This window comes from Arthrobacter sp. H41 (assembly GCF_000520535.1).
Lineage (GTDB): Bacteria > Actinomycetota > Actinomycetes > Actinomycetales > Micrococcaceae > Arthrobacter_D.
Genome location: NZ_KI914818.1, coordinates 1 through 12,709 on the forward strand (window position 1 = coordinate 1; position 12,709 = coordinate 12,709).

Here is a 12,709-nt window from a genome sequence, read left to right on the forward strand (position 1 = left end):
CCTCAGCCACGGAGCCTTCCACGGTGAGCTGGACGAGCCGCAGCAGGGCCGGCTGCCATGAGTTGTTGAGTGCGGCAAGGGACCCGAGCTGGCGGTCGGCGGCCATGGTGTACTGGGTGAGGTCGTTGGTGCCGAGGCTCGCGAATTCGACCTCCGACAGGATCGCTGCGGCGGTCAGTGCCGCCGAGGGCACCTCGACCATCACCCCCGGCGTCTTCAGTCCAGCAGTGGCACACATGGCGGCGAATGCTGCTGCCTCCTCCGCGGTGGCGATCATGGGCGCCATCACCCAGACCTCCGCGGAGGACTGGGCGGCGGCGTCGGCGATCGCGGTGAGCTGCCGCTCGAGGACACCGGGCGAGGTGAGATCGGTGCGGTAGCCCCGCACCCCGAGCGCGGGGTTCGGCTCGGTGGAATCGGTCAGGAACGGGAGTGGCTTGTCGGCGCCGGCGTCGAGGGTGCGCACCACCACTTTCTTGCCCGGGAAGGCGTCGAAGACGCCCTTGTAGGCGGCGATCTGCTCGGCCTCGGTGGGCTCGGTATCGCGCTCGAGGAAGCAGAACTCGGTCCGGAGCAGGCCGACTCCCTGGGCCCCGGCATCGGCTGCGGCCCGGGCGTCCTTCGCTCCGCCGACGTTCGCGAGGAGCGGCACCTCATGCCCGTCAGCCGTCACTCCGGTGCCGTCGAAGACCGCGAGCGTCGACGCCGCAGCCGCGTAGGCCTCCGCAGCCGCCGCTTCGTCATCGCCGGGGTCGAGCGTGATCACGCCGGCGGCGCCGTCCACGAAGACGGTGCTGCCGTCGTCGAGTTCTCCTACCCCGTTCGCCGCCACCACGGCGGGAAGGCCGAGGGAGCGCGCGATGATGGCGGTGTGGGACTGGGGTCCGCCGCCGGAGGTGACGAGCGCGAGCACAAGTCCGGGGTCGAGGGTTGCGGTGTCGGCGGGCGCGAGGTCCTCCGCCACGAGGATGAAGGGCGTGTCCGACGCCGGAATGCCGGGCGCGGGCAGGCCGCGCAGCTGCGCCACGATGCGGGAGCGGACGTCGAGGACGTCGGCCGTGCGCTCCGCCATGTACCCACCGAGGTTGTGGAGCATCTCCGCCACGGACGCGCCGGCTTCCCACACAGCGCGCTCGGGGGAGGACCCGCCCCGGATGAGCTTGCCCGCCGCCTTGAGAAGCATGGGGTCGGCGGCCATGAGCGCGGTGGCCTGCAGGACTGCCTTGCCGTCACCCTTCGCGGCCTCCGCCCGGGATTTCAACTCCTCCTGGACCGACTTCGACGCCGCGCGCAGCAGTTCGACGGCTTCCTCCGCCGCATCGGGGTCTGCCAGGCGCTCACCGACGGGCGGCTCGCTGATTGACGCCGGCATGTGGCGGACGGTCCCGATCACGCGGCCGGGACTTACGCCCACCCCTGAGAAATTCTGCATTGAACGTCCTCGTTTCCTCATCTGTGCTTGTCGGCCAGAACCATTCTGCAGGGTGAAGCGGATGATGCAGGGATCCGGCGGAAAGAATTTGTGATGCACTTCATATACCAGCGTTATAGATGCTACGGTAGCAGGCATGAAATCCGCTGACGGACCCGCGCCTAAGACCAGGCTCCTGAGGGCTGCTGCCTCGCTGCTGGCGGAGTCCAACGGGGCCCCGGTCTCCACCCGGCAGGTCACCCAGCTCGCCCGTGTCACCGCCCCCACCCTGTACCACCACTTCGGGGACAAGGAGGGCCTTTTCGATGCGGTCGTCGCCGAGGGCTTCAGTGAATATCTTGAGGGGGAGCGCAGCCTGGCGTCGTCAGGCAGGCCCGTCGAGGACCTCCGGCGGCACTGGGACAACCACGTACAGTTCGGCCTCGACCATCCGCACCTCTACCTCGTGATGTTCGGGAACATCCGCCCGGAGCGCCGCCCCTCGATGGTCGCCAGTGCGGAGGCGTTCCTCGAGGAGGTGCTCGACAAGGCGGCGGCTGCGGCGCGGCTGGTCGTCTCTCCGCATGAGGCAGCACGCAGCATGCTCGCCGCCAACATCGGCGTCACGCTCATGCTGATCGCCGAGCCCGCGGCCAAACGGAACCTCGACCTGTCGGCTATGACGCGGGAGGCAGTTCTTTCCGCCGTCGCCACCGATTCGGAAGCTGATCCGGTGACCGACACCGAAGGCAGCCCCTCGGTGGTGGTGGCCGCCATCGCACTCAACGCCGCGCTGCAGTCATCCCATCCGGACCAACTCTCCAGCTCGGAACTCAAGCTGTTCCTCGAATGGCTGCAACGCATCTCGTCAAGGGCCGGCACCTGATTTACCAGAAGAATCCAAATATCCATTCCACCCTGCGATGCTGCAGGGGTAGCGGTTAGGAAAGCATGTGGCAACACAAACAGCAGTGACGCCCCGCTCCGGTGCGCGCGTCCGCGTTCAAAAGTTCGGGACATTCCTGTCCGGCATGATCATGCCCAACATCGGGGCATTCATTGCCTGGGGCCTCGTCACGGCTCTCTTCATCGAGGCGGGCTGGCTTCCTGTTCCGCAGCTCGGCGGCTTCGGCGAGACCGACGGCGTGGCGAACGTCGGACTCGTGGGACCGATGATCACCTACCTGCTGCCCCTCCTGATCGCCTACACCGGCGGTCGGATGGTCTACGACGTCCGCGGTGGCGTGGTGGGCTCGATCGCCACGATGGGCGTGATCGTGGGCGCCGGCATCCCGATGTTCATCGGAGCCATGATCATGGGTCCGCTGGGTGGCTGGACCATGAAGAAGATCGACGCGATCTGGGACGGCAAGATCCGGCCGGGTTTCGAGATGCTGGTCAACAACTTCTCCGCCGGAATCTGGGGTGCGCTGCTGGCGCTGATCGGATTCTACGGCGTCTCCCCGCTGGTGCAGGCCTTCAGTACGGGCGCGGGCAACGTGGTCCAGTTCCTGGTCAACAACGGCCTGCTTCCGCTCACCAGCATCTTCATCGAGCCGGCGAAGGTCCTGTTCCTCAACAACGCCATCAATCACGGCGTCCTGACGCCGCTCGGCGTCCAGCAGTCGCTGGACCAGGGCAAGTCGATCCTGTTCCTGCTCGAGGCCAACCCCGGTCCAGGCCTAGGAATCCTGCTCGCCTACATGATCTTCGGGCGCGGCGCCGCCAAGGCATCCGCCTCCGGTGCCGCCATCATCCACTTCGTCGGCGGCATCCACGAGATCTATTTCCCGTACGTGCTGATGCGCCCGCTGCTCATCCTCGCCGCCATCGCCGGCGGCATGACGGGTATCGCAACCCTGAGCATCACGAACGCCGGCCTCGTGGCACCCGCTGCTCCGGGATCCATCATCGCGGTGCTCGCCCAGACGGCCCGTGACAGCTACTTCGGTGTCGGGTTGTCCGTCGTGCTCGCAACCGCCGTGTCCTTCCTCGTCGCTTCGGTCATCCTCAAGACGGGCAAGCAGGACGACGGCGACCTGACGGCTGCCGCCACGAAGATGGAAGGCCTCAAGGGGAAGAAGAGCTCCGTGGCCGGCAACTTCAGCTCCTCGGCGGACACAGACGGACCCATCCGCAACATCGTGTTCGCCTGCGATGCCGGGATGGGCTCCTCGGCGATGGGCGCCTCGGTGCTCCGCAACAAGATCAAGGCGGCCGGGTTCCCCGACGTCAAGGTCACCAACCTCGCCATCGCCAACCTGAAGGACGACTACGACGTCGTCGTGACGCACCAGGATCTCGCCGCCCGCGCCGAGCCCCTGACGCAGGGCGCTACGCACGTCGCTGTCGACAACTTCATGAACAGCCCGCGCTATGACGAGATCGTGGAACTGGTCCGCGCCAGCGCGGCAGCCGAGGGTGGGGTCGATCCGAAGGACCCGATGCCCGCCGCGGTGGCGTCCGAGGCCGACTCCGGCAGTGCCGCCAACGACGTCCTCGCAGAGGAAAGCGTCGTCCTGGACGGCAGGGCGACCACGCAGGAGGACGCCATCAACGAGGCCGGCCGACTGCTGGTGGAACGCGGTGCGGTGGACTCCGGCTACGTTGCGGCAATGCACGAGCGCGAGAAGTCCGTTCCCACCTATATGGGGAACTTCCTGGCGATTCCGCACGGCACCAATGACGCCAAGGACCTCATCAAGCGTTCTGCGGTGTCCATCATCCGTTACCCCGAGGGCATCGACTGGAACGGCAAGCAGGTCAAGTTCGTGGTGGGGGTGGCAGGCCGGAACAATGAGCACCTGTCCATCCTCTCGGCGATCGCGCGCGTCTTCTCTGATAAGGAACAGGTGGCGCAACTCGAGAATGCGACGACGGTCGATGAAGTGCTGGCGCTCTTCGGAAAGGTCAACGCCTAGTGAAGGCGGTCCATTTCGGAGCCGGGAACATCGGCCGCGGCTTCGTGGGGCTGCTGCTCCACGAAGCGGGCTACGAGGTGGTCTTCGCCGACGTCGCCGACGCCCTGATCGACCAGCTCGCCTCGACACCGGGATATGACGTGCACGAGGTGGGGGAGGCGCCGACGGTCAAGAGGGTGGACAATTACCGCGCGCTGAACTCACGGACGCAGGAAGCGGCGGTGGTCGCGGAAATTGCGTCAGCGGATCTGGTGACCACCGCTGTGGGGCCCAACGTCCTGAAGTTCCTCGCTCCCGTGATCGCCGCGGGAATCGCCGGGCGGGCGAACGGGCAGGATCCGCTCCAGGTGATGGCCTGTGAGAACGCCATCAACGCGACGGACCTGCTGCGGAAGGAGATCGTCACCGCCTATTCAGGGTCCGAGGCGGACCTTGCGGAACGAGCGGTCTTCGCCAACACGGCAGTCGACCGGATCGTGCCGAACCAGGCCCCCGGGCAGGGACTGGACGTCACCGTGGAGACCTTCTTCGAATGGGTCATCGACCGGACGGCGTTCGCCGGCGCCGAGCCGGCCATTCCCGGCGCCACCTACGTCGATGACCTCGCTCCGTACATCGAGCGCAAGCTCTTCACGGTGAACACGGGCCACGCTTCCTGCGCCTACTTCGGCTACGCGGCGGGGATGGAAAAAGTTTCCGACGCGATGGCCCACCCGGAGGTAGCGCGGCGGGTCCGTGCAGTGCTCGACGAGACGAAGCAACTGCTCGTGGACAAGCACGGGTTCGACGCCGAGGAGCAGGAAGCCTACGTGCAGAAGATCCTGCACCGTTTCTCGAACCCGCACCTGCCGGACACCGTGCAGAGGGTGGGCAGGGCGCCGCTGCGCAAGCTGGGCCGCAACGAGCGGTTCGTCGGTCCGGCCGCCGAGCTGGCCGAGCGGGGAGTGGTTCCGTCGGGACTGCTGTCGGCCATACAGGCAGCGCTCGCTTTCCGCGATCCCGCTGACCCGGAGGTCGAGGCGCTCGCCGGGATCCTTCGGAGCGAAACGCCCGAGCAGGCGACGATGTCGGTCAGCGGGCTGGAGCCCGCGCATCCGCTGTACCAGCATGTCCTCGAGCTGGTACGCGCCGCGCAGGCGGACTCCGGCCCGGCTCCGGAATAAGGCGGCGCGGTGCGGGCGATTCCGCACGGCGCCGTGCCTTTCGCTCAGCGAAGTTCCTGGTCCAGTCGCTCTCGCGCTGACTGACTGACTGACTGACTGACTGACTGACGTGCGCGGGTTGGACGACGGCCATTCCGGACGTCGCTTCTGATTTCGATGCGGGCCGGTCGAAGCGGGTGTTACTGCTCTGTTGTGCGGTGTGGGAGTGGACTGAACAATGCCAGGGCCCCGACCGTCAGGGGGATGGTGGCTGCGATGAGGCTTGGAATCGCGTAGCTGCCGGTGAGGTCGCGTCCGAGGGAGAAAAGGATGGGCCCGAGTGCTGTGGATCCGACGTTGATAGAGGTGATGATGCCGCGGATTCCGCCGATGTTCTCTGTGCCGAAGTAGTGAGCCAGGGCGATGGGTTCGATGGCGCGGATGGATCCGCTGGCCGCACCGAGGATGAGCCCGTACGCCACTGCCAGGCCAAGGCCCGTGATGAAGGGCAGGAAGCAGAGGGCTCCTGCAAGGAGCGCCATGGAGCCGGCTAGCGCTAGACGGGGTTCGAGTGTGTGAGCGACTCCTCCGACGAGCAGGGTGGCCAGGATCGCGGTGATCGTTTGCGGGATGAAATTCGCGGCTGCTTCGGTGGTGGTCAGCCCCTGGGTAGTGAGGATTGATATCTGGTGGAAGGCAAGGGCTGTTGAGAGCATGCCGGTCGCTGCCAGTGCCGCTGCGATGGTCCAGAAGATGGGCGTCCGGGCAGCATCCCGTGTGCTCCACCCCGGGCTGGCCGTTTCGGCCGTGGTGGTGCGGGCCTGAGGGAGAACTGTGTGTGGGCGTGACTCGTGGCGGGGTAGGAACAGGATCATCGGCAGGACAATCACTAGGACGGCGAGGGACTGGATCCGCCAGGCAAGGGAAATGCCCCCGGTGCTCACGAGGCGTTCGACGAGGAGCGGTGTCAGGGAGATCCCTGCGGAGCCGACAGCTGAAACCAGTCCGACGGCGAGTCCGCGCCGGTGATGGATGGCTTTGACCACTGCTGTCGTTGCCGCGAGGGTCAAGGTGCCCTGGCCTGCCATGCGCAGGATGACGAAGCCGGCGGTGAGTCCGTAGATGTCGCTGACGAAACTCAGTGCCATCAGGGCCAGGGAAAACGCAAGGACGGCTATGAGAATGACCTTGCGTGCACCCCATCGGTCCAGTCCACGACCGATGAACGGTAGTGCTACCGCGCCTGCGAGGGTGCCGATGAGGTAGCTGAAGGAAATATCGGTGCGGGAGATGTCGAGCTGCTCGATCAGCGGGTCGGTCAGGGGCGACAGTCCGGCGGTCTGACCGGGGGCTGTCGCGGCGCTGATCAGCGCACCGGCAATAACGACTCCCCACCAGGAACGTTGGGGAGTCATCGGTGTGCTGGTTACACCGTCGACGGCACGCATGGTGTTTCCTTATTGTTGTCCTGAAGGCTTCACGAAGGACGATGTCTTGCTCCACGGTTACGCATCGGCCCTGCCCTACCTTCATATAGGGGCAGACCTGAGCAGACACGTCTGACGTCCATTCCGTCGCGACGTCTTCGATCGCCGTGCGGCGGGGTGTTAGTGACCGCCGCCGAGGTGTCCGCCGAGCCGCTCCCTGATGGCAACGCTGGCGGTATTGAGGCCCTCGACCTGGACCTCCTTGCCGTAGCTCTCGTACTTGGCGGCGATGGAGTCAAGAGCCGCGATGGTGGAGGCATCCCAGAGGTGTGAGCCATGCAGGTCGATGACGATGATGTCGGGGTCCTCGGCGTATTCGAACTGGGTGTAGAGGTCGTTGGAGGAGGCGAAGAACAGTTCGCCGCTGACGCGGTATTTCGCCACGGGCGCCCCGAATTGTTCCTCACGACTCCGCTCGACGGTGACGAAGTGGGCAACCCGCCGGGCGAACGCCACCATGGCCACGAGGACGCCGACGATCACGCCGATGGCGAGGTTGTGGGTCCAGACGGTCACGATCACCGTGGCGAGCATGACCGTGGTCTCACTCTTGGGCATCCGCTTCAACGTGGCCGGTTGGATGCTGTGCCAGTCGAAGGTCGCAATGGACACGAAGATCATCACCGCAACCAGGGCCGCCATCGGGATCAGTGCAACGACATCACCGAGGGCGACGACGAGGATGAGCACGAAGATCCCGGCCATGAAGGTGGAGATCCGCGTGCGGGCACCGGAGGCCTTCACATTGATCATGGTTTGGCCCACCATCGCGCAGCCACCCATCCCGCCGAAGAAGCCGGTGATGATATTCGCCGCTCCCTGTCCCCAGGACTCACGGGTCTTCTGGGAGCGGGTGTCGGTCACGTCGTCGACGAGTTTGGCGGTCATCAAGGATTCCATCAACCCGACCACCGCCATACCGGCAGCGAACGGGGCAATGATCTGGAATGTCTCCAGCGTCAGTGGGACGTTGGGAAGAAAGAGCGAGGGAAGGCTCGCTGGAAGCTCGCCCTTGTCACCCACAGTGGGTACGGCGACCGCGAAGATGAGGGCTGCTGCGGTGACGACGACGATTGCCACTAAGGGTGCCGGAACGACCCGGGTAATGCGTGGGAGCAGGAAAATGATGACCAGCCCCACGGCGACCATCGGGTACACGAGCCACGGAACCCCGAGGAGTTCAGGCAGCTGGGAGGTGAAGATCAGGATCGCCAGCGCATTGACGAAGCCCACCATGACCGAGCGCGGAATGAACCGTATCAGTTTGGCGACACCGGAGATGCCGAGAATGATCTGGAAGATCCCGGCGAGGATCACTGCGGCGATGAAGTAATCGATGCCGTAGCTGTCCACCAGGGGCGCGATCACCAGGGCCGTGGCCGCTGTCGCCGCGGAGATCATCGCGGGCCGGCCGCCGAGGAAGGCGATACTGACAGCCATGGTGAACGAGGCGAACAAGCCGACCCGGGGATCGACGCCGGCGATGAGCGAGAACGCGATCGCCTCCGGAATCAGCGCCAGGGCGACGACGAGGCCGGCCAGCACCTCGGTGCGAAGGTGCCGTGGCGCGCGCAGGGTCCGCCAGACCGACTGGCGTTCATCGGGGGCGAGGTGCTTGGTGGCAGTGGCAATAGCCATAGGTGTCCCTTTCGAAGAAGTCATGAGGGCGCACGGAGGCTGTCCTCGGTGGGCGTGGGGGCGCCGCAGTGCGCCGGAAGAAAAGGGGCGGTTCACCCGCCGCATCAAACTATACTCTAACGTAATGGTAGAGTATGAAATTGATGTCGAGGGAAGGACTGTGGTCGTGCATATCGGTGAGTTGGCGGAGCGCTCGAACCTGTCCTTGCGGACGATCCGGCATTACGACGAGGTGGGGCTCCTTCATCCCAGTGCGCGCACCGAGGGTGGTTTCCGGGTCTACTCCGAAGACGATTACGAGCGGCTGATGCTCATCCGGCAAGCCCGAGCACTGGCCTTCAGCCTGGAGGAAATCGGGGAACTTTTGGCAGTTCTCGCCACCCGTTCCGGATATCACGGCCTAGTGCACCTTGACCTGATGGAGACCGTCCTTGACGAAGCCCAGCGGCGCCGTACGAAACTCGCTGCCGATCTTGACCGGGCGGATTCCCTCATCAACCCCATCACCCTGCATCTGCGCGAGCGAGGATCCCTGCACATGACAGGGCAGGGATAGGACTTCACCGCAGCGCGGCAGATGGGCGCCGCTCGCGAAGCGGCAGTTACCACCTGTGCCTTGATGTGTGCAGCATGCCAGCAGATCGGTGCCAGCCACACCGTTGACACGCCTACACCCACAGATTCCCAGCCCGAGCCGGGTAGGAGGAGATCGTTGAGAACACCGAACATGCCGCGACTATTCACCACAAGTGCACCATCATCCTCACCACCTCCAGACACCGAGGCCGCTCAGGCACGGTACCGGCCCGAAGTTGAGGGTTTGCGCGCGGTGGCGATCGTGCTGGTGGTGATCTACCACGTGTGGTTGGGGCGCGTCTCCGGGGGCGTGGATGTCTTCCTTCTGGTCTCTGCCTTCCTGCTCACCCTGTCCTTCTCCCGTCGCGCAGCCACCGGTCCGGTGGGTCTGCGCGCGTATTGGACGCGAGTCTTTGGTCGTTTGCTGCCACCGGCGGCCGTGGTGCTCCTGGCAACCGTCATCGCCGCGGCCGCCTTTTTCCCGCAGGGCCGCTGGAGCCAGCTCATCGAGCATGCCTGGGCTTCCCTGTTCTACGTGCAGAACTGGGACCTCGCCTTCGGTGCTGTGGACTACCAGGCGGCCGACACCGCGACAGCAAGTCCTTTCCAGCATTTCTGGTCCCTGTCCATCCAGGGTCAGGTCTTCATCCTCTGGCCCCTGATCCTTGCCGGTTGCATTGCCCTGGCACGGCGCACACGCTTCTCGTTCACCGGTAGCGCAGCCACCGTGTTCACAGTCATCTTCCTAGCCTCTTTGGCCTTCTCCATCCGGGAAACAGCAACGAACCAGGCGTTCGCCTACTTCGACACCCGCACCCGCTTGTGGGAATTCGCGCTCGGCTCACTGCTTGCCCTGACCATCGCACACCTCAAATCGGGCAGGTGGACCAGCGTAGTGCTGGGTTGGGCGGGAATGACCGCAATCATCCTCTGCGGGCTTGTCCTGCAGGTCGAGAACCAGTTCCCCGGATGGGCCGCGCTAATTCCGACACTCGGTGCGGCAGCAGTCATCCTGGCCGGACGCCCTGCCAGCCGCTGGGGCGTCGACCGGCTCCTGAGCACCACTGCAGTCCTGTCGGTAGGCAAGCTGTCCTACGCCCTGTACCTCTGGCATTGGCCCCTGCTGATCACCTATCTCGTGGCAACGGGCGAGGAATCCGTCTCCCTGGGTGTGGGGGCCGGAATCATTGGCGCCGCCGTGGTGCTGGCCTGGCTGACGACCCGCCTCATCGAACGGCCCCTGAACAACTGGTCCTGGCTCCACCGCAGCAAACGCCGCCGAATGATCCTCACCATCAGCTGCGCGCTGACCGTCGCGGTTCCACTCTCCGGGTGGGAAACCCGCATCAGTGCTACCGAGCGGCAACTCAGTGAGCAATCCGAGGCCCTGAACCCCGGTTCGCGGGTGCTCACCGCCCCGTCCGAGCACCTCCCCCTCCCGGAAGCACCCCTGATCCCGGCGGCCACCGACCTCGGCAGCGAATGGGGCAATGCGGGACCACCCTGCGAGGGCGAGTACCGGACCGAGGACCCGGCCCTGGCCACCTGCCACCAGATCGACCCGGCAGGGGAACCCGTGCGCACAGTGGTGGTCATCGGGGACTCCCACGCCAACCAACTCATGCCCGCCCTGACCGAGATCGCCGACGACAATCAATGGCGGATGATCACCCTGCTGCGCAACGCCTGCCGGTACGGCGCCGACTCCGCCACCCGCGACACCGAATGCAACGACCGGAACGCGGCCGCCCGTGACTACGTCCTGGCGCTCAGGCCGGATTCCGTGATCACCCTCGGCACCCTGACCTCTGCGGAAGCGCCCTATGAGGCCCTCGTGCCCGCTTACGAGGAAGGCATCAGGCCGTTCCTTTCCGAAGGCATCGACGTCCTCGCCATTCGGGACAACCCCCGCTTCGCCACCGACATGTTCGAATGCGTCGAGCAGAACGGCAGGGATGCGCCAAAGTGCAACACCCCGCGCAGCCGGGCACTGCTGCCGGTGAATCCCATCGATGACATTGCGGCACGCGAACCGCTCCTACACTCCCTGGACCTCACCCCCGCCCTCTGCACGGAGAGCACCTGCCCGGCGGTGATCGGCAACGTCTACGTCTACATGGATCTGGACCACCTCACCAGGACCTACGTCCAAACCCTCACCGACTACATGGAAACCCAACTCCTGGCCGCGACCGGCTGGAGCCCTGCAACTCCCGGTAGCGCCCAGTGAAATCCCAGATCTCCGCTGACGGGACCATGAAAGTAGGACCATGACAAACTTCCGGCCCGGCCCTGAACCCGCCCTAATGGATTTGTTTTCCGCCGCACGCATCAGCGGAGTGCCCGAGGACTCGATCCATCAGCTCCTCGCGCTACGTCTCATCGAACCGGTGACCACGCACCCGGACCAAGGGCCACTCTTCAGTGCCGATCAGAGAGCACTGCTGGAGATCCTCGCGGGCATGGACGTACTGAATTTCCGTCTGGAGGAGATGCGCGACATGGCCCGCATCGTCGAAACCCTCACCGTGACACGGCACTCCGAGACCGCCGAACAGTACCGGGTGCGCCTTAGCGCCTTCACCCACAGCCTTACACGCCGCGCCGTGGCCAGTGAACAGCAGATCCGCTCACGCACCGACATCATCGGACTGCTGACCTCCCGCTACCCCTGGCTCAACCCCTGACGCACCCAACGGTGAGGGATGGCCCGAGTAGAAACGGTTGGTCTAGTACTTCGTGAGGACGTCGATGAATTCATCAGCGCGGGCCAGGGTATCGACCATCTTGTCCCGCCGCTCCATCGCCGTGTCCCGGAAGGCGGCGAGTCTCCGACGCAGCTCCGCGGTGCGCGCGTCGTCTCTTTCCTCCTGGAGGGCGTCCAGCACTGCCAGGAGATCCGTCATTTCCTCCAGCGTGAATCCCAACGGTTTCATCCGCCTGATCACCATCAGGCGCTCCAGATCGTCCTCGGTGTAGACCCGGAACCCGCCCTCGGTGCGCGCGGTCGCCGGCAGAATGCCCACCTCGTCGTAATGACGGATGGTCCGCAACGAGAGCCCGGTGCGTTCGGCGAGCTCACCGATATGCATGGTGCGCTCACTGGTTTCTACAGGTGCATCGCTCATCGCTGCCTTCCCCTCCGGTTTCAACCTCACATCACGTTAGGTTAGAGTTTAACGGTTGCTGCGAGTTTCCGCGGCCCTTGTCGTACACCGGCGTACAGCATTCCCGCCACCATTTGCCGGCGGACCCACCTTACTCTGTACCCCCTTTGCACGAAGGAACCCCTGCCATGGCATCCCCTCCTGCCGCACGAACAGCCTCCACTACCGCACTGACCCCCCTTGAACGGCAGTCCGTCACCCGGACACTGCGGACCCCGCGCCTGCTGAAGACCGAAGTCCTCGCAGGCCTCGTCGTGGCGCTCGCGCTGATTCCGGAGGCGATCGCGTTCTCCATCATCGCCGGAGTGGACCCCCGCCTCGGCCTGTTCGCCTCCTTCACCATGGCCGTCAGTATCGCCTTCCTCGG

Annotated in this window: 11 protein-coding genes; 7 read left to right on the plus strand and 4 right to left on the minus strand. The window is 65.2% G+C overall.

Annotated features, from left to right (window positions below; genetic code table 11):
- The coding region (locus tag Y705_RS0112880) for a putative PEP-binding protein (RefSeq protein WP_049822733.1) at positions 1–1,432 on the minus strand (1,432 nt) is incomplete at its 3' end.
- A gap of 136 nt (positions 1,433–1,568) precedes the next feature.
- On the opposite strand from Y705_RS0112880, the gene Y705_RS0112885 reads away from it, so the two are divergent.
- From Y705_RS0112885 to Y705_RS0112895, 3 genes are all read left to right on the plus strand, one after another.
- Positions 1,569–2,297 carry a TetR/AcrR family transcriptional regulator gene (locus Y705_RS0112885; RefSeq protein WP_026533152.1) on the plus strand — a complete coding sequence of 243 codons (729 nt, stop codon included), beginning with the start codon at positions 1,569–1,571 and terminating at the stop codon, positions 2,295–2,297.
- Between the two features lie 67 nt (positions 2,298–2,364).
- Entirely contained in the window at positions 2,365–4,332 is a 1,968-nt protein-coding gene (locus Y705_RS0112890) for a PTS mannitol transporter subunit IICBA (protein WP_026533153.1), read from the plus strand.
- Positions 4,332–5,495, plus strand: a complete 1,164-nt coding sequence (locus tag Y705_RS0112895; protein WP_026533154.1) for a mannitol-1-phosphate 5-dehydrogenase — start codon at positions 4,332–4,334, stop codon at positions 5,493–5,495. The genes Y705_RS0112890 and Y705_RS0112895 overlap by 1 nt, the downstream gene beginning before the upstream one ends.
- Positions 5,496–5,674: 179 nt before the next feature.
- Here Y705_RS0112895 and Y705_RS0112900 read toward each other — a convergent pair whose 3' ends face one another.
- Positions 5,675–6,922: an MFS transporter gene (locus Y705_RS0112900; RefSeq protein WP_253908615.1), complete on the minus strand. Its 1,248-nt coding sequence runs from the start codon at positions 6,920–6,922 to the stop codon at positions 5,675–5,677.
- 159 nt (positions 6,923–7,081) lie between these two features.
- Positions 7,082–8,599: a SulP family inorganic anion transporter gene (locus Y705_RS0112905; protein WP_026533156.1), complete on the minus strand. Its 1,518-nt coding sequence runs from the start codon at positions 8,597–8,599 to the stop codon at positions 7,082–7,084.
- Between the two features lie 124 nt (positions 8,600–8,723).
- Here Y705_RS0112905 and Y705_RS19865 point away from each other — a divergent pair, with 124 nt between their 5' ends.
- The 3 genes from Y705_RS19865 (at position 8,724) to Y705_RS0112920 (ending at position 11,862) form a co-directional block, all read left to right on the plus strand.
- Positions 8,724–9,155: a MerR family transcriptional regulator gene (locus Y705_RS19865; protein ID WP_049822734.1), complete on the plus strand. Its 432-nt coding sequence runs from the start codon at positions 8,724–8,726 to the stop codon at positions 9,153–9,155.
- A gap of 264 nt (positions 9,156–9,419) precedes the next feature.
- A complete protein-coding gene (locus Y705_RS0112915; protein ID WP_343212765.1) occupies positions 9,420–11,405 on the plus strand; it encodes an acyltransferase family protein in 1,986 nt (661 codons plus the stop codon).
- A gap of 76 nt (positions 11,406–11,481) precedes the next feature.
- The gene (locus Y705_RS0112920; protein ID WP_026533158.1) at positions 11,482–11,862 is read left to right on the plus strand and encodes a hypothetical protein; all 381 of its coding nucleotides are present in this window, start codon (positions 11,482–11,484) and stop codon (positions 11,860–11,862) included.
- Positions 11,863–11,904: 42 nt separating this feature from the next.
- Here the strand turns inward: Y705_RS0112920 and Y705_RS0112925 are convergent, their stop codons facing one another.
- A complete protein-coding gene (locus tag Y705_RS0112925; protein ID WP_026533159.1) occupies positions 11,905–12,303 on the minus strand; it encodes a MerR family transcriptional regulator in 399 nt (132 codons plus the stop codon).
- Positions 12,304–12,470: 167 nt separating this feature from the next.
- Here Y705_RS0112925 and Y705_RS23260 point away from each other — a divergent pair.
- Positions 12,471–12,709, plus strand: a 239-nt coding sequence (locus Y705_RS23260; RefSeq protein WP_253908616.1) for a SulP family inorganic anion transporter, incomplete at its 3' end; no start/stop codon positions are given.

Bases quoted from the DNA above. Each gene is read 5' to 3' on its own strand.
- Y705_RS0112885 (WP_026533152.1), top strand. From the start codon at position 1,569: ATGAAATCCGCTGACGGACCCGCGCCTAAGACCAGGCTCCTGAGGGCT.
- Y705_RS0112900 (WP_253908615.1), bottom strand. From the start codon at position 6,922: ATGCGTGCCGTCGACGGTGTAACCAGCACACCGATGACTCCCCAACGT.
- Y705_RS0112905 (WP_026533156.1), bottom strand. From the start codon at position 8,599: ATGGCTATTGCCACTGCCACCAAGCACCTCGCCCCCGATGAACGCCAG.
- Y705_RS19865 (WP_049822734.1), top strand. From the start codon at position 8,724: ATGGTAGAGTATGAAATTGATGTCGAGGGAAGGACTGTGGTCGTGCAT.
- Y705_RS0112920 (WP_026533158.1), top strand. From the start codon at position 11,482: ATGGATTTGTTTTCCGCCGCACGCATCAGCGGAGTGCCCGAGGACTCG.
- Y705_RS0112925 (WP_026533159.1), bottom strand. From the start codon at position 12,303: ATGAGCGATGCACCTGTAGAAACCAGTGAGCGCACCATGCATATCGGT.